Consider the following 17271-nt stretch of genomic DNA (forward strand, 5'->3'; position numbering starts at 1 on the left):
CTAACGGGATGAGAGAACAAGAATGAGTGAGACAAAACGGGTCATCCTCACCGGCGCGACCGGGGTGATCGGACGGCGGCTCTTTATGGCCCTGGTGATGAAGGGCTATGAGGTGGTAATCTTCTCGCGCAGCCCGCAGAAGGCACGCGAACAGTTACCGGGCGCAGCGGACTATGTACGTTGGGCACCGACCACCACGGGGGCGTGGGCAGCGAGCATCAACGGGGCGTATGGGGTGATCCACCTCGCGGGTGCGCCGATTGCCGAGGGCATTTTGGGGCAGCGTTGGGTGCCTTCGATCAAGGCGAATATCTACGACAGCCGCATTATCGGCACGCGGGGGATTGTCGAGGCGATCAGCACGGCCAGCAACCGGCCCCAGGTGCTGCTCTCGGCTTCCGGGGTGGGCTACTACGGCTTCCGCGACTCGACCGCGCTGGATGAGCAGGCCAGCCCCGGTAGCGACTTCTTGGCCAAGGTGTGTGTGGACTGGGAACGCGAGGCGCTGCGGGCGCAGGAGTTTGGGGTACGGGTGGCATGTATGCGTACCGGCCTCGTGCTTGATCCAGACAATGGCGTGTTGCCGCAGATCATGCAGCCCTTCAAACTGCGGGTAGGCGGGCCAGTCCTACCGGGAACCCAATACTACTCGTGGATCCACCCGGATGATCTGGTGGGTATCTACCTGTTGGCGTTGGAACATGAAGGCGCGAGTGGGCCGATCAATGCGGTGGCCCCATCGCCCCAGACCAACCGCAGCTTCAGTTCGACCCTCGGCAAAGTGATGGGGTCGCCCTCATGGATGCCGGTACCGGAGTTCAGCCTGCGGGTGCTGCTCGGTGAGATGGCCGATCTGGTGGTGCATGGGCAGCGCGCCCTGCCCAAGAAGGCCCAGGCACTTGGGTACCATTTTCGCTACCCACAGTTGGAACCGGCGTTGCGCAACCTGATTGGATGATGGGAAGGTACTTTCTGTGGGTCGTTTTGGTGGTTGCGCCGCTAAAACGACCCACAGAAAGCTATGAGGAGAAATGATGCCCCCCGATCACGACCCGGAGCGCCCCAATGGCTGCTGCAACCCTGGGATGGCCCCGCGCATCAGTGCCGAGTTGGCCCAACATCTGAGTGCCGACTTGTGTATCCTGGGGCACCCAATTCGGCTCCAGATTCTCGATATGCTCGCCCAACGCTCTGGGCATGTCTGTGTGTGTGATCTTGAGGCCGCGCTGCCCGTCAAACAACCGACGATCTCCCACCACCTCAAGTTGCTGCGCGAAGCAGGGCTGATTGATGTGGAGCGGCGTGGATTGTGGGCGTATTATTTTGTGCGTAGTGAAGCGCTCGATAGCCTCCGTGAACGCTTGGTATACCACCTCAGCCAGTTACGGTAGTAGCCCTTACATCCCCCGCATCACCTTCCGTAACATCATACAGGTATAATTTAACGTCTAGCCTGAAATATAGACATGGCCTCAGGCTAGTTTATAATTTGTAATAAGGAGCGGGGGGCTTCTTCGCTCATTCTTGCCTCCTACCTCAAGGCTTCCTAACACGCATTCCAACATACCCACCTGCAACCCTCTGCTAAGGGAGCTAATCGCATGGATTCCGGACGCATTCTCGTCGTTGATGACCACGAACCGATCCGCAACATGATTAGCCGTCAGCTCACTCAGCAGGGCCATAATATTACCTGCGTTGCAGACGGCAAAGAGGCGTTGGCACTATTGCGCATCCAAAGCTTCGACCTCGTGTTACTCGATATGGTGATGCCTGAAGTTGATGGTGCAACGGTCTTGCGGGTGATTAAGCATGATCCCCACCTGAATGACTTACCGGTCGTGATCATCTCTGGCGATACCAATATTGATCATGTAGTTGAATGCATCCAGATGGGGGCCGAAGACTACCTCTTTAAACCATTCAACCCGCTCTTGCTACAAACCAAAGTGAGTGTTAGCTTGGCCAAAAAACGGCTCCACGATCAGGAGCATCAGCAACGGGCCGAGTTGGAGCGCCAGATTGCCGAGCGGGCGGTGGAGTTGGAACGTTCTGAGGAGCGCTACGCGCTGGCAGCACGCGGTGCCAATGATGGGTTATGGGACTGGGATGTGCCGAATAACCATCTCTTCCTCTCGACACGTTGGAAGAGTATGCTGGGCTATCGTGAGGAGGAGATTGGCAACAACCCAAACGAGTGGATGCACCTCATCCATCCCGATGATCAGGAACTCTTTAAGGTACGGTTGGCCGCCCACTTCCGCCGTCTGCTCGATTCGTTTGAACATGAGTACCGCATCCGTAACCGTGACGGTAGCTACCGTTGGGTGCTCTGTCGTGGCTTGGCGGTGTGGGATACGAATGATCAAGTGTTACGCATTGCGGGTTCGCAGACCGATATTAGTATGCGGCGGGCTGTTGAACAGCAACTTCAGCACGATGCGCTCCACGATCTGCTCACCGGCATGCCCAACCGGGGTCTCTTTCTTGATCGGCTGGAGCGGGCGATTACGGTGAGCCACCGCCACCCCGAACGACGTTTCGCGGTCTTCTTCATTGACCTCGATCGCTTTAAGACGATCAATGATAGCCTCGGTCATGCCGCCGGTGACCAACTCCTGATCTCGGTCGCCCAACGCATCCAAGCCTGTCTACGCCCTAGCGATACGGTGGCACGGATCGGGGGCGACGAGTTTACGATTCTGATCGAGGATATTACCGATTTCCAGATGATCCAGGCGATTATCGAGCGCATCCAGGCTAGTATCGCTGAGCCAATTCTGCTCAGTGGCCATCGGGCGATTAGTACTGCCAGTATTGGTGTCACCACCAGTGATCTGCAATACACGAGTGCTGCCGAGATGATCCGCGATGCGGATACCGCTATGTACCACGCGAAAATGGGCGGTAAGGCGCGCCATGTCATCTTTACCCCAGCCATGCACGCTCAGGCGATGGAGAAGTTGCAACTTGAGAGCGATCTGCGTGGGGCGTTGGGTGCTGGTGAGTTACGCATGCACTATCAACCGATTATGTCACTTGAGAGTGGCAAGGTGATTGGGTTTGAGGCGCTTATCCGCTGGCAACACCCCGAACGCGGCCTGCTCTACCCCGGTTCATTCCTCGATATTGCCGAAGAGACAGGGCTGATTGTGCCGATCAGTTGGTGGGTGCTGCGTACCTCCTGTCTGGAGGCGAGTAGTTGGCAGCGCGAGTTCCCCAGCGATTCGCCACTTTCGGTGAATGTGAATCTCTCGGCGCGCCTCTTTGCCGAGCCAAGTATTGTTGACCAGATCGCCGATGTGCTGGCCGAGAGTGGTATTCCCCCTTCAAGCCTGAAACTCGAACTGATCGAGCATAGCCTGATGACCCTGAGTACCCAAACCAGCGATGTGCTGCGCCGCATCCGTGATCTGGGAGTGCAGCTCTGTATTGATGATTTCGGGACTGGTTATTCGTCACTCAGTTATTTGCATAACTTCCCGGTTAGTACGCTCAAAATTGATCGCTCCTTCATCAATCGGATGGGGCCACTCGGTGAGCAGGGTGAGATCGTGCAGACGATCATCGGCCTAGCCCGTACCCTCAACCTTGATGTGGTCGCGGAAGGGATTGAGACCGAGCAACAGTACCAGCAACTGCGCGACTTGCAGTGTGGCTTGGGTCAAGGGTTGCTCTTCGCTCCCGGTTTAGATAGCAAAGATGTGCGCATTTTATTGACGAATGCGCGTCAAAGTACGCCATAATCTGATTCTCGGCTATACTTGGCGCGGTAGATGGCCGGAACTGCTCGTCATCCACATCTATCCACATACTATCCACAATTGAGAGGTTATAGGCATCCGCATGACCAACGATTCTCGCCAGGTCGCGAACCTGCATGTCCGCGATCTGACGCCCTTTCAAGCTCCGCGCCAACTGAAAGAACTGCTACCCCTCAACGATGCGGTGGCCAAGACGGTGGCGGAGGCGCGCACAACCATCCGACGTATTCTGCATGGTGAGGACTCGCGCCTGATCGTCGTGGTTGGCCCCTGTTCGATCCACGACACCCACGCGGCGCTCGATTATGCGCAGCGGCTGGTGAAACTCCAAGCCGATCTGAGCGACCAACTCTTCCTGGTGATGCGTACCTACCTGGAGAAACCGCGCACGACCGTGGGCTGGCGCGGGCTGATCAACGATCCCCATCTGGATGGCAGCTTCGATATGGCAACTGGGTTGACTATCGCCCGCCGCCTGTTGTTGGAAATTAACGCCATGGGGATGCCGGTGGCGACCGAGATGCTCGATACGATTAGCCCGCAGTATATTGATGACCAGATTAGTCTGGGGACTATCGGGGCGCGCACGACCGAGGCGCAGACGCACCGTGCGCTGGCCAGTGGGGTTTCGATGCCGGTGGGCTTCAAGAACGGCACCGACGGGGGCATTCAGGTGGCGGTGAATGCGTGTGTCTCAGCGGCAGGCCAGCACAGTTTCTTGGGTATTGATGATCACGGCCAGGGGTCGGTGGTGCGCACCACCGGCAACCCCGACAGCTTCGTTATCCTGCGTGGTGGGCGTGCGGAGCCGAATTACCACGAGGAGTATGTGGTGCAGGCCGCCCGGCTCATGCGCGAGGCGCATCGTACCCCGGCGGTGATGGTTGATTGTAGCCACGCCAATGCCAGTGGCGATTTCCGCCGCCAAGAGGCGGTGTTGCATACGGTGGTGGATCAGGTGTTGCGCCGGGTTGGCCCGATTGTTGGCGTGATGTTGGAGAGTAATCTGGTTGAGGGCAAGCAGACGCTCACGGCGGATCGTTCCGCGTTGCGCTATGGGGTCTCGCTCACCGATGGTTGTGTCGGGTGGGAGACGACCGAGCGCTTGCTGCACGAGGCGCACCTAGCGCTGGCCGGGCGGAGATGATCATGACGGGGCGCGTCGCGACGCGCCCCTACGCCGTGATGATCGCCAGCAGACCGGCGCAGAAGGCCACCCCCAGCGCCACGCGGCGGAAGAAGAGATCGGGGAGCCAGGTGCCCAGATGAACACCGACCATATTGCCGATGATGGCGATGGGGAGCCAGATCATGCCACGCGGGATGAGGGCTGCCTCGAAAGGCGCACCTTGGGTGGCCAACACGGTCAGGGTGATGGTGTTGGCGAGGATGAAGAAGAGTGCGAGGCTGGCCTGAAACCGCTTGGGCGAAACGCGGTCGCGGGTGAGTAGCAGCACCGCCGGAATACCGTTCAGCGAGGTTGTCACCCCCATGAAGCCGCCCAGGAACCCGGCTAGGCCGGTGGCTCCAGGGATGGGCGCTGGGGGTGGACGATTCATGCTGCGGATGAGGAGGACTACCGCGATCAGCACCACCACCCCGGCGACGATCTTGATCGGGCGTGGCTCAATGCGCCCCAGAACCCATGCGCCCAGTAAGATGCCGGGAATGCTGCTTAGAACGAGCCAGAAGACGCGCTGGAGATCAATATGGCGGCGCAGCCGGTAGGCCACGACAATCCGGGTTGTGGTGGCTAAGCAGAGGTTGATGATCACGATGATCGGCAGTGGTAAGCCGAGGATGAGCAGCAGGGGTGTTGAGACGAGGGCAAAGCCAAAGCCGGTGATCCCACCGAGCAGCGCGGCTCCGAGGATAACTAGCCCGCCGATCAGGGTGGTCATCACGGTCGCTCCTTGTGCAAGTGTGCATACAGTTCCTCGTACTGCGGCACCAGCAGCGGCACCGCGTAGCGCTGACGCGCCAGATCGCGGGCGGTCGCACCGAGCCGCCGCGCCTCCTCCGGGTGGGTGAGGAGATCGGCGAGGCGCTGCGCGAAGTGTTGCGGGGTGGCCGCCAACGCCCCGTTCAGCCCGTCGCAGATGATGTCGGGGGTGCCGCCGGTGGGCATGGCCAGGATCGGGGTACCCACGCTGGTGGCTTCGAGCAGGACACGGCTCAACGGCTCGCCCCAGGATGAGGGGAAGAGCAGCAGATCAGCACGCGCCATCAGCCGCAGCACCTCATCATGCCCGGCCCAATCGAGGAACTGCACCGCTACCCCCAGGCGGCCTAGTTCCTGCGCCAGCCAACCACGCAACCCACCATCCCCGGCCACCAGCAGCGTATAGGTAGGCAGCGGCCCCCCCCGCAACTCGCGGAAGATCGCTGGGAGTAATCCGGCTCCTTTGTTGGCCTCCAACTTGCCCACAAAGAGCAGCATTGGCCCCTCGACCTGCACGTGGCTCGGCGTGGCCAGTGTGGCGGCGAGGGCGTCATGATCTACCATGTGCGGCAGCACATGGATGCGCTCCGGCGGCACGATCCCGCGCAGACGGCGGGCGATGTAGGTGCTACAGGCGATTACCGCGTCGGCCTGAGCGAGAAAGGCGGCGCGGCGGCGCAGGTGAGCCAGCATATAGGGAATCGCGGGCAGCGCGAGTACCCCCCGCAATGGCCCCAAGCGTGCCGGGAGGTCGGTGGCCAAACTGGCCCAACTCGCCACCGGGTGCGGAATGCGATCCCCGTGCAACCCGGTCGCAAAATAGTCCCACGGCCAGTGGTCGCGCACCGTCACCACCACCGGCACGTTCAGCCGCCGCCCGGCCAACACCGCTGCCGGGGCCACCTGGACGTGCTGGGCGTGGATGACATCGGGCTGACCGACGGTCGCCGCCACAATTGCGTTCGCCAGTGGCTTCCAGAACTTTTCGTGGCGGAAGTAGTTCTGGATGATCGGCAGGCGCGGCGCACTGTAGCCCACCCGCAAGGCCGGGACACCCAGCGCATCATAGGCGCTGATCCCGCGCCCGCCGCGATCCGGCACTACCGCCTTGATGCGGTGGCCGCGTGCTTGGAGCGCCAGCGCTAAGGCGTGGCTGCTCCAGGCCGCTCCGCCCTTGCCGCTGGGTGGAAAGACATCGCTCGGAATAATGATCTGCATTAGGGTAGCACCGGGGTCATATTCTCCCCACGCTGCCATGCCTTCAGGTAGGGGAAGGGCGAGATCTGCCCGCGCCGTACCTGCCAATCGTCGGGGGTGGTGGGGCGCGAGATACCAAAATGCACATGCGGCGGGGTGTTGCGCGCATTGCCGCTCTTACCCGTCAATCCGAGCAGTTGCCCCGCCTCGACCCGCACCCCCGGCGCGATGCCCTCGGCCAGCGCCGAGAGGTGCGAGCCGTAGTAGCGCACACCGTCATCACCGATCATAGCGACCGAGATGCCCCCCCGAAGCGCAGGATCATCATTGGCCGGAGACCACCGATCCTCTGGGCTGGTAAAGTCAATCACCCCCGATGTCGGAGCCACAAAGCGGCTGCCCTCGGCACAGAAGATGTCGGTGGCCGGGTAGTCGTGGTGGCTCGAACCATAATCCACCTTAGCCCCTTGCACCGGGAAGACATAGCTCAGTTGCTCCGTCTCTGGAGGTAACAGATCGTCATTCACCACCAGAATCGGGGTCGCATCGGATGTAGGCGCTGGCAGCGGCGTAACCACCTGGGCCGCGATGAGGGTGGCGGTAGTGGCGGGTGTTGCCGTGGGTAGCGCGATGGTCGGGCTGGGGTTAGCCGTGGCTGTCGCCGTCGCCGTAGGCAGCGGAGTGGAGGTTGGTGGCGTAGTGGGCGTCAGCGTCGCCACTGGTGTTGGTGTCGCTGTCGGTACCTGGGCCGTGCTGGGCGTACAGGCGCTCAACAGCACGAGCAGTACGAGTAACCAGGGGCTGCGGCGGATGGATGACATGATCGGCAGCAAGGTGGAGATCTCCTTATGGTTCATGCGATGTAGAGGCGAAGCATCGCCCACAAAGTGTAGTCTGTGTTCCCCAGGTCATATGGCAAGCGATGCTTCGCCCCTACGTGACGGCACGTCACGGTAACGGCATCTGCCCCATGATCACAATCTCACTAATCGGTGTAAAATCGCGCCCGCCCTCTGGTGGCACAATAGTCGTCTCCAGAATGACCAAGCGCACATAGCTACTCAGCACCGGCTTGGGCAGGCGGATGCTTTGCAGACTGGGATCATCATTGAACATGGCTCTCACATTACTCCCGTCACTAAACTCCAGACCGATCTTGACCACGCGCCGGTTCTGCCAGAAGCGGTTGGTGCCATCGGTCGGATCAACCTTGGCATAGCCGGGAATGACCTGCACCTCGCTAATCAGCATCGGGGCACCCAGTTCCAACTGTAGCCCCTGGCCAATCCCATCGCCCTCGACGCGCCAGGCGGTATCGGCATAGCCATCTACCACATTCCATGGTGAATAGGAGATCGGATTGCCCGCCGCATCAATGCCATCGGGTGCGGCATCACTGGCTACAATGTCATAGGGGAAGAGTTGCTCAACCGGGCCATACTGGGGGCCACTAGGGGTGGTGGCGGTGGCACCAGCGACACCCGACGATGGCCCGGCGGGGCTACTGGTCGCCCCCGTCTGCACCGCACCAGCCGTGGGTGCTCGGTCATCGGTGGGGGTGGGAGTTGCGGTTGGCCGGGGGGTACGGGTCGCACTTACGGCCACACTCGTCGGCGCGGCTCCTGGCCCACCATCACGGATCACAAACCAGAATATCCCGCCACCCGTAGCCAGCAGCACAACCAGTCCGACGATGATCGGTAGGACGGCGCAGCCGCGCCGCTGCGCCCGTGGTGTCGATTCCAGGGGCAGCGCAAAGGCGGGTGGAGGTGGAGGGGCAGCGCGGGGCAGGGGCGGCGGGGCCGCCGGGCTCGCCTGCACCACGGTGGGATCGTAGCCCCTCGGTTGCACCAGCGTCGGCCCGACATTCGCCACCGGCCCGGCCCGCATGATCTGGGTCAGGTCGCGGCGCATCGCCGCCGCACTCGGCGGGCGGTTGCGCTGATCGAGTTGCATGCCATGGGCGACCCAGGCAGCCAGCACATGCGGCACCTGCGGGTTGATCTGCGTGAGGAGGTGCAATGGATCGGGTTGGCCGGAGGCGGTGGCTCCCAGACGTTGCAGCACATCGGGTGGTGGTGCAGCGGCCAGCAGATGGTAGATCGTGGCTGCCAGGGCATAGAGATCGCTTACCGGGCCGGTGCCACTGCCCTGCACCTGCTCCAACGGCGCATAGTTGGGGGTATAGGCCAAGATACTGGCCGTGTTGGCTGATTGCACATTGGCATAGCCCTTGGCCAAACCAAAATCGAGCAGCACGATCTCGCCCGTCGGGGTCAGTTTGAGGTTCTGGGGCTTAATGTCGCGGTGGATGATCGGCGGATTCTGGCCGTGCAGATACTCCAACACCGCGAGGCACTGATCGGCCCAGCGCATCACCTCTTCGACCGGGAAGGGCTGGCCGCGCTGGGTGAGCAGGTGGCCCAGATCATTGCCGGGAATATACTCCATCACCAAAAACTGGCCCTGCGCATCAGCAAAGAAGTCGGAGACCTTGGGCAAGGCGGGATGGCGCAGACTCGCCAGAATACGCGCCTCGCGCTCGAAGGCCGTGGACACATTGGCCCCCGTCACCGTCATCTGCTTGAGGGCGACTGTGGCTCCCAAACGCTGATCAACCGCCTCATAGACCGCCCCCATGCCGCCGCGCCCAATGGTGCGGGTAATCATGTAGCGTTGGTTGATCAGGGTATTTGCAGGGAACTCGGCTGGATTCTGGGTTTGCATGATTGCGCCTCCCTGTATGTCAACTTCTCACCTCTGGTGGGGGGGGGCGGGGGGCGGCTGCACCCCGATACCCCTCAAGCTAAGGGGATTTCGGCTTGGGGCTACGCCCCAAACCCATGGTTTTGCTGGTGCGGTTGGCCGCAAAGCGGCCAACCGCACCAGCAAAACACTCTTTTTCGTGGGGGCCTGCGGCCCCCACACCCCTGCTGTGGTAGAGACGGGTATAATGGAGAAGAACAGCCCCCCACCAGATAAAGGAAATCCCTATGCAGGAATTTTTCGAGTTTGGAATTGGCACCCGTGTCCTGTATAAACATGGCCTTGCCCATGAGCTTGGTTCGGTGATCGAAGAACTCGGTGCGCAGCGCCCCTTCATTATCGCCGATAAAGGCGTGGTTGGTGCAGGTCTGATCGAGCCAATCCTCACTGGAATCAACGCGCACTCTGAAGTGGCTGGCATCTTCGATGCGGTTCCCGCCAACTCCTCGGTGAGTGTGGTGATGGAATGCGCCGCCGCTGCCAGTGCTGCCGCCGCCGACCTGATCATCGCGATTGGTGGGGGTAGCCCGCTCGACACCGCCAAGGCGGTGCGGATCATCCTCACCTTCGGCGGGCATCTGCTCGACTACCAGGGCTACAATGTCATCCCCGACCGGCTCATCCCCATGATTGCCATCCCCACCACCAGCGGTACGGGCAGCGAAGTGACGCCCTACGCGGTCATCCGCGACGAGGAGCAGGATCTGAAACTGAGTTTCGCCAGCCGCTACCTATTACCCGATGTCGCCATTCTCGACCCGCTCCTGACCCGCACGCTCCCGCCGATGCTCACGGCGGCCACCGGGATTGACGCGCTCTCGCACGCTATCGAGACCTTCGTCTCGACCGAGAACAGCCCCTTCAGCGACGGCCTAGCACTGACGGCGATCAACCTGATCGGCACGCACCTCCGCACCGCAGTACAGCAGGGCGAGAACATGGAGGCACGCAGCCAGATGCTCATCGCCGCGTGCATGGCCGGAATGGCGTGTGCCAACAGCTACTTTGGCGTCATCCACGCCATGGCCCACGCGGTCGGCGGCAAGTTCCATGCCCATCATGGTACCGCGATCTCGATCTGTATGCCACACGGGATGCGCTTTAACAGCGAGGTCGAACCGGAACGCTACTTGCGCATCGCCCAGGCACTCGGCGTCAGCCGCGAGGGGCGCAGCGACGCCGAGGTGATCGCCGCCGGGATCGCGGCAGTCGCAGCGCTCGCGCATGACTGCGGGTTGCCCAGCCGCCTGCGCGATATCGGCGTGCCTGAGGACGCGCTACCCGATCTGGCCGCCACCGCCGCGATTGACGGGGCCATCTTCCATAACCCACGTGAGGCCAGTGAGGATGAGGTGTTGGCATTGTTGCAGGCCGCGTGGTGATGGGGTGGTGATGGGTGGTGTAGCGACGCAAGATATTGCGTCGCTACACCACCCGACCCGCATCAACCGCACCTGTCACATGCACCCCCTGGCTCAAGATCACCCCCCGCGTACAGAGTTGGGTACGGCTGAGCAACCCCGCCATCGCGGCGGTGGGGCGGAGTTCGCTGAAGTGCTGCACAGGCAAGTGCGCCATGGGCGCAACCGAGGCCAGATCATCAAGCCAACTACTCTCCACGCGGCTCCCCGCCCCCACATGCGCCCCGGCCCCGATCACCGAGTCCTGCACACGCGCACCATCATCTACGTGGGCTCCCGGCTCCAGACAACTGGTCTCGACACGGCATCCGGCCCCGATCACACAGTCATCCCCGATCACCACCGGGCCAATAATGCGGCTCCCCGCCCCTACCCGTGCGCGCCCGATCTGCACCCAGCCACTGATCTGCACCCCCGGATCTAATTGGGCCTGCGGGTCAATCTGGCTGCGCCACGCCGCCCGCCGCGCCAACAAGAACTGCGCCGCACTCAGCGCCTCCCAGGGCGTACCAATTGGCACCCAGAAACCACTACAGATGTGGTAACCCACGGGGCGCTGCGCCGCCAACAGCCCGATCAGGTCGGTCAGTTCATACTCACCACGTGGCGAGGGCTGGATCTGCTCCAACGCCGCAAAGGAATCCGCATCAAGGTGGTAGATGCCGGGGTTGGCCAACGCATCGGGCGGCGGATGATCGGGCTTCTCCCAGATGCTGCGCACATGCCCATCCACAATCTGGAGTACCCCAAAGGATCGCGCATCCTCCACCCGCAGACCAGCGAGGCAGGGCAGGCTGCTACACACCCCCACCAGATCATCATGGGCGATCAGGTTGTCGCCATAGAGCAAAAAGAACGGCTCGTCCAGCGCACCAACCGCCCGCAATGCCCCCGCCGTGCCGTTGACGTCGGTCTGAAGCACATAGTGCAGCGCAATACCCCGGTAACTAGAGCCAAATGCGTTATGAATATCATCAGCGCGGTAGCCGGTGACCAACGTGGCATGATCGATCATCCCCACCAACTCATCGAGGATATGGGCTAACAGCGGACGACCGAGGAGCGGGATGAGGGGTTTGGGGCGGTGGCTGGTGAGTGGACGGGTGCGTTTGGACTCGCCCGCAGCCAAAATGACTGCGTGGCGAGTGGTACCTGTGAAGGGAACGGGGCGATGCGCCATACAGACCTACTTCCCCCACTGAGGTGGGCGTTTCTCCAGGAAGGCACAGATACCCTCCTGGGCATCAGCAAGGGTCGCATTGGTGGCCATCACATCTTTGGTATAGGCATAGGCTTCGGCTTGAGGCATGGAGATCTGGCGATAGAAAGCCTGTTTACCCAAGCCAACCACGGTGGGGCTGGCGGCCACGATCTTCTCAGCCAACGCATGCGCCGTGCTGGCCAGTTCGGCCACCGGCACCACCCGATTGACCAACCCGGATTCGCGGGCCGCCTGGGCCGAGATCATCTCGCCGGTGAGCAACATCTCCAACGCCAGTTTGGCCGGCACCGCCCGGCTCAGCGCGACCATGGGGGTCGAGCAGAAGAGCCCGATCTTCACCCCTGGGGTGGCGAAGCGCGCATCCTCAGCCGCAACGACCAGATCGCAGGTGGCGGCGAGTTGGCAGCCGGCTGCGGTGGCAACCCCGTGGATCTGTGCAATCACTGGCTGCGGGATAGCCTGGATCTGCTGCATCAGTTGGGTACAAACATCAAAGATCTGCTGGTAGAACTCCGGTGTCTGGCCGGTCATCTCACTCAGATCGTGGCCAGAGCAGAAGACCGGGCCATTCCCACTGAGAATCACCGCCCCCACGTCACGATCAGCCCCAATCTGGGTAAAACAGTCCAACAACTCCTGCATGTGCGCCAACGAGAGCGCATTGCGGCGCTGGGGACGATTCATCGTCACATGGGCAATCCGGCCCTCACGTTCGATCAGAATGTGCTGATACGTCACTGTACCCTGACTCATGCCGCCTCCTTTGGTGGTGTCGTATATGATTATATCTGGGTGCATGGTACAATTGCAGCGGTTTTTACGCAACTAGCGCCATATCCTCCCGCCTTCATTGAGGAGAATGAAGATATGCAACTGACCCAACGGCAAGTCATCATCGCAATCCAGATCATATTGATTATTGGATCGCTCTTAGCCCTGATTTACCAACTGATTTTTCCAGAAGCATACGATTTTTCACTCTTCATCGACACTATAATCGTCATTCCTACCCTCTCAGCACTTGTCTTCGCCTACTGGCGGGGCTGGGAGTGGGTACGCTATATCATGCTGATTATGATCACGATTCTCTCAGGAATATTGATCGATGAGAAATATCTCTATGAGCACTTCTCACTCACCGCCTTCATCCCGCCATCCATGGCGCTCATTGTTGCTGGCCCAACCTGGCTCATTGGGACAACCATCGGAATGATCCTGATATTGCTGTTGCGTTCTGGCGGCAGTTCGGTTTATACCGACCCGATCACAATGATAATCTACCTGATCATCGTAGGCGGGATGCTCCTGGCGCGGATTGTGATGGATAATGCCCAACACCAAGCCGAGATGAGTGCCCAGGAAGCCCAAGCAGCCTTGGCAAGTACCCAAATCCACGCCGAAGAATTGGCACAGAAGGCCAAAGAACTCGAAGCCCAGAATGCCCAGCAGCGCCAGTTGATTGACCTCGTCTCGACCCTCGAAACGCCCGCTGTGATGCTTGCGGATGGCGTACTTCTGGCCCCCGTTGTTGGGCATCTCGATAGTCGGCGAGCGAGTGAACTAACCAAACGCCTGCTCCAAGAAGTCAGCATCCACAACGCGCACATGGTAATCATTGATATTGCCGGGGTACCTACGGTTGACACCTCGGTGGCGCAGGCGATTGTACGCACCATCCAGGCCATCCGGCTACTCGGTTGCCAAGTGACCATCACCGGCATCTCGGCCTCGGTCGCCGCCACAATGACCCATCTCGGTATCAACCTCAACGGGGTACGCACCGCCCGCACGCCCCAAGAGGTGATGAAAACCTCGTAGGGTCGCATCGCGATACGACCCATGCACGGGGGGGATTCGGGGGCCACAGGCCCCCGGAAAAACCTCCCCAAACGATCTACCCAACCCGTGCGCCACAGTTGGGGCAGAACATCGCACTACTCGGCATCTGGAAGCCACAACTCGGACAGATCTTCTGGGCGGACGCTGGTGGTGGGGTAACCATCGGCGGCGTGACCATCGGTGGCGTGACCATCGGCGGAGCATCATAGGAGATCGGCACCGACTGGCTGGGGCTGGTTGGCGATACGCCCAGAGGTGTCTCTTCAAAGACCTCATTCTGAGCAATCTTCAACTCTTCCTCATGGGTCACCAATGTCGAACGTAACTGATCCACCAACCCCGCCATCTCCGCAATCGAGGGCGCACTGATCTGGCCGGCGCGCTGGAGATCATACGCACGCTGCCCCATCTCCATCAGCTTTGCATCAAGTTGACGCCGTACCTCGTTGATCTCGCCCTGGAGGCGAGTCGTCTTTTGAAACTTCTCGGCCTCAAACTTCGCCCGATCAATCCCTTGATTGAGTGTCTTGCCAATCTGATCAAACAACCCCATAACCAACCTCCTTAGTGCTGTTGCGCACCATCCCTGCGGGTATGACGCTGGAGGTAGCCCGCTGGATGCACGCATTATTGTAGCATATAGCCCTACGTACTTCTGTCGTAAGTCATCCCTCTAATCACGACAGAAGTACTATGGACGCAGAAGGTAACATTTCGTACCATATACGTGCAGGCACACCATTGCTGCTACTTGAAAGGACCTGCTGTGAACCAGATTCTGACAATTACTCCATTGACTCCAGAAACGACATCTCAACTCCTAACCCTGCTTGAACTTCGTCGCCATGAGTTGCCGTTTGCTGATGAGGAATTGGCCCGCCATCAGACGTTACTCAACGCGATTGAGGAGCAGAATCAGCGTGGTGAGCAGACGTTAGCCGATTGGCGCAAGGCACTTTCGCAGCGCTGGCAGGCAGAAGTTGCCGGGCAGCGTACCTACATCGCCGTCCAGCGTAAACTTGCGGCCTATTTTGATAACGATACCACCTACCTGCAACTCGTTGCGCCGACCTCGCCCTCCGCCGCATTAACCGCAACCACGCTGCTGGCCGATATGCGCCGTCTGGAGGCATCGTTGACCCTCCTGCGCCCACGCCCGCCGTTTGCCGAGGAGAGCCTCGCTCAGATGCACGCGGCAGGCGATCAGTTAGCGGCCATGATCAGTTTGACCGAGCATTGTGAGGCTGAACGTCGGCGCGTGCTGATCGAGCAGCGCATGGCCAGCCACCTCTACGAGCGCGTCTGCCAGAAGACCCGCCAATTGGTGACCGAATACGCCCACGAAGAGGAATTGGCCGCGTAGCGACGCAAAATATTGCGTCGCCAACGAGCCAACGAGACGCAACATCGTGCGTCGCCAACGAGACGCAACATCGTGCGTCGCCAACGAGACGCAACATCGTGCGTCGCCAACGAGACGCAACATCGTGCGTCGCCAACGAGACGCAACATCGTGCGTCGCCAACGAGACGCAACATATTGCGTCTCTACGCCCCCGCCGATTGGCGCACCAAATATTCCCGCAACGCGGCTACCCGCGTACTATTCCCACGCTCATCGCCTAAGGTAAGCAATTGGTGCTTCTTGTGAACCAACTCGGCACAGGTGGTATAAAAGTCGCGTTGTGTCCGCCCGCGCATCCCTAAGCCAATCTGGGCCTTGATCGAGCTTGCCACGAGGTACTGCGCGGGGGTGATCACGCCCATTGCCACCTCCTCGCGCAGATAGTCGCGCATCCACTTGCGCTCACGCCAGATCGCCCAGATAACGATCCCCAACGCCGCCGCCCAGCCCGTCCAATCCACGAGCAAGGTGGCGATCAGCCCGCCTAGCCCAAAACTGCCCCCTAAGACGGTGGACATCCCGTTGTGGAGCGCGTGCAGAAAGATGGCGACACACCAACCCAGGAAGGGTGCGGCCAGTTTGATCGCCCAGCCGCGCCGTAAGCGTGCGACCGCCAAGCCAATGCCGATAAAGGCGGTGTAGACGGCATGGCCCCAACCGCCCAGTATCACCCGCAGCACAAACAGGGTAATCATGTCGCCCATGCCGCCCTCTTGGTAGCCCATAAAGTAGAGGTAGAGGACGTTCTCGGTGGCGGCAAAGCCTAGCGCGGTGATCGCCGCATAGACCATCCCATCCAGCACCGAGTCAAACTCGTGGGGGAAAAAGATGACGATCAGCAGTACCGCCAAGCCCTTCAGGCTCTCTTCCACCACGGGGGCCAGCAGGGTTGTCCCGGTCAATTCGGCCAGCGCCGCACTCCCCGTGATCACCTCGACCCCAACCTCCAGGAGACTCGTGGCAATGATCGCGCCCAGGGTGGCCACGCATGCGCCCCAGAGGAACGCGCCCCCCAACAGGTGCAGCGGCTCCTTCTCGAAGCGGTCGAGCCAGTAGACGATGGCCGCATAGAGAAAGGCGGGGCCAAAACTGAGCAGCACCGCAACGAGAAAGATCATCAGAGAACCCCCTTCGTACTCGGTACCGCCCCGGCTAAGCGTGGCTCAAGCCGGGTAGCAGTGTCGAGCGCCCGCCCAAAGGCTTTGAAGATCGCCTCAACCTTGTGGTGATCGTTGCGCCCGTAGAGTACCTGCGCGTGTAGGTTGAGCCGCCCGTGGAAGGCGACACTCTCAAGTAGGTGGAAGATTAGATCGGTGCCGAGTTGGCCAACCCGTGGGGTGACAAAATCGGCCTGTACGACACAGTAGGGCCGCCCACCTAGATCGAGCGCCACCATCGCTAACGTCTCGTCCATGGGCACGAAGCTGTGGGCCGTGCGCACGATCCCGCGCCGCTCGCCCAGAGCCAGATCAATCGCTCGCCCCAAGCAGATGCAGGTATCCTCGGCGGTATGGTGTTCATCAATATGCAGATCGCCCTCGGCATGAACGCTGAGGTCGAAGAGGCCATGCTTGGCCCACAGAATCAACATATGATCGAGAAAGCCAATTCCGGTGGCAACCTCGGCCTTGCCACTGCCATCAATGTTCAAGCTCAGGCTGATGGTCGTCTCGCCGGTTGTACGGTTGATGGTTGCGCTGCGCTCCATACTACTCC

Annotated in this window: 16 protein-coding genes; 7 read left to right on the plus strand and 9 right to left on the minus strand. The window is 60.6% G+C overall.

The features are described 5' to 3' along the window. Window positions 1–22: 22 nt before the first annotated feature. The 4 genes from EKD03_RS02290 to EKD03_RS02305 all read left to right on the plus strand — a co-directional run bounded on the left by EKD03_RS02290 (window position 23) and on the right by EKD03_RS02305 (window position 4911). The gene (locus tag EKD03_RS02290) at window positions 23–958 is read left to right on the plus strand and encodes a TIGR01777 family oxidoreductase (RefSeq protein WP_129626883.1); all 936 of its coding nucleotides are present in this window, start codon (window positions 23–25) and stop codon (window positions 956–958) included. 76 nt (window positions 959–1034) lie between these two features. Beyond that, window positions 1035–1391 (plus strand): ArsR/SmtB family transcription factor, encoded by a 357-nt coding sequence (locus EKD03_RS02295; protein WP_129626885.1) that lies wholly within the window; start codon window positions 1035–1037, stop codon window positions 1389–1391. A gap of 210 nt (window positions 1392–1601) precedes the next feature. Further along, entirely contained in the window at window positions 1602–3746 is a 2145-nt protein-coding gene (locus EKD03_RS02300; protein WP_129626887.1) for an EAL domain-containing response regulator, read from the plus strand. A 100-nt stretch (window positions 3747–3846) separates the two neighbouring features. After that, on the plus strand, window positions 3847–4911 hold the full coding sequence (locus EKD03_RS02305) for a 3-deoxy-7-phosphoheptulonate synthase (protein WP_129626889.1): 1065 nt from the start codon (window positions 3847–3849) through the stop codon (window positions 4909–4911). 28 nt (window positions 4912–4939) lie between these two features. Here EKD03_RS02305 and EKD03_RS02310 read toward each other — a convergent pair whose 3' ends face one another. The 4 genes from EKD03_RS02310 to EKD03_RS02325 all read right to left on the minus strand — a co-directional run bounded on the left by EKD03_RS02310 (window position 4940) and on the right by EKD03_RS02325 (window position 9630). Further along, entirely contained in the window at window positions 4940–5665 is a 726-nt protein-coding gene (locus tag EKD03_RS02310; protein WP_129626891.1) for a sulfite exporter TauE/SafE family protein, read from the minus strand. Next, the gene (locus tag EKD03_RS02315) at window positions 5665–6924 is read right to left on the minus strand and encodes a glycosyltransferase family 4 protein (RefSeq protein WP_129626893.1); all 1260 of its coding nucleotides are present in this window, start codon (window positions 6922–6924) and stop codon (window positions 5665–5667) included. Before EKD03_RS02315 ends, EKD03_RS02310 begins: the two co-directional genes overlap by 1 nt. Next, window positions 6924–7736, minus strand: coding sequence for a M23 family metallopeptidase (locus EKD03_RS02320; protein ID WP_238613339.1), 813 nt, complete (start codon window positions 7734–7736; stop codon window positions 6924–6926). Before EKD03_RS02320 ends, EKD03_RS02315 begins: the two co-directional genes overlap by 1 nt. Window positions 7737–7851: 115 nt before the next feature. Further along, window positions 7852–9630, minus strand: a complete 1779-nt coding sequence (locus EKD03_RS02325; protein WP_129626897.1) for a protein kinase domain-containing protein — start codon at window positions 9628–9630, stop codon at window positions 7852–7854. Window positions 9631–9896: 266 nt separating this feature from the next. Here EKD03_RS02325 and EKD03_RS02330 point away from each other — a divergent pair, with 266 nt between their 5' ends. After that, window positions 9897–11051 carry an iron-containing alcohol dehydrogenase gene (locus tag EKD03_RS02330; RefSeq protein WP_129626899.1) on the plus strand — a complete coding sequence of 385 codons (1155 nt, stop codon included), beginning with the start codon at window positions 9897–9899 and terminating at the stop codon, window positions 11049–11051. A 43-nt stretch (window positions 11052–11094) separates the two neighbouring features. Here EKD03_RS02330 and EKD03_RS02335 read toward each other — a convergent pair whose 3' ends face one another. Together EKD03_RS02335 and EKD03_RS02340 are read right to left on the minus strand one after the other, a co-directional pair. Beyond that, on the minus strand, window positions 11095–12270 hold the full coding sequence (locus EKD03_RS02335) for a sugar phosphate nucleotidyltransferase (RefSeq protein WP_129626901.1): 1176 nt from the start codon (window positions 12268–12270) through the stop codon (window positions 11095–11097). A 6-nt stretch (window positions 12271–12276) separates the two neighbouring features. Beyond that, window positions 12277–13065 carry an enoyl-CoA hydratase gene (locus EKD03_RS02340; RefSeq protein ID WP_129626903.1) on the minus strand — a complete coding sequence of 263 codons (789 nt, stop codon included), beginning with the start codon at window positions 13063–13065 and terminating at the stop codon, window positions 12277–12279. 114 nt (window positions 13066–13179) lie between these two features. Between EKD03_RS02340 and EKD03_RS02345 the strand changes: the two genes are divergently transcribed. Beyond that, window positions 13180–14130: an STAS domain-containing protein gene (locus tag EKD03_RS02345; RefSeq protein WP_161569161.1), complete on the plus strand. Its 951-nt coding sequence runs from the start codon at window positions 13180–13182 to the stop codon at window positions 14128–14130. A gap of 76 nt (window positions 14131–14206) precedes the next feature. Here the strand turns inward: EKD03_RS02345 and EKD03_RS02350 are convergent, their stop codons facing one another. Continuing rightward, window positions 14207–14704: a zinc ribbon domain-containing protein gene (locus tag EKD03_RS02350; RefSeq protein ID WP_129626907.1), complete on the minus strand. Its 498-nt coding sequence runs from the start codon at window positions 14702–14704 to the stop codon at window positions 14207–14209. A gap of 213 nt (window positions 14705–14917) precedes the next feature. On the opposite strand from EKD03_RS02350, the gene EKD03_RS02355 reads away from it, so the two are divergent. Further along, entirely contained in the window at window positions 14918–15514 is a 597-nt protein-coding gene (locus EKD03_RS02355) for a hypothetical protein (RefSeq protein ID WP_129626909.1), read from the plus strand. Between the two features lie 184 nt (window positions 15515–15698). Here EKD03_RS02355 and EKD03_RS02360 read toward each other — a convergent pair whose 3' ends face one another. Both EKD03_RS02360 and hisB read right to left on the minus strand, forming a co-directional pair. After that, entirely contained in the window at window positions 15699–16673 is a 975-nt protein-coding gene (locus tag EKD03_RS02360) for a PrsW family intramembrane metalloprotease (RefSeq protein WP_129626911.1), read from the minus strand. Then, window positions 16673–17263, minus strand: a complete 591-nt coding sequence (gene hisB / locus EKD03_RS02365; RefSeq protein ID WP_129626913.1) for an imidazoleglycerol-phosphate dehydratase HisB — start codon at window positions 17261–17263, stop codon at window positions 16673–16675. Before hisB ends, EKD03_RS02360 begins: the two co-directional genes overlap by 1 nt. Between the last annotated feature and the right edge of the window lie 8 nt (window positions 17264–17271).

Source organism: Candidatus Oscillochloris fontis (assembly GCF_004138135.1).
GTDB classification, from domain to species: Bacteria; Chloroflexota; Chloroflexia; order Chloroflexales; family Chloroflexaceae; genus Oscillochloris; species Oscillochloris fontis.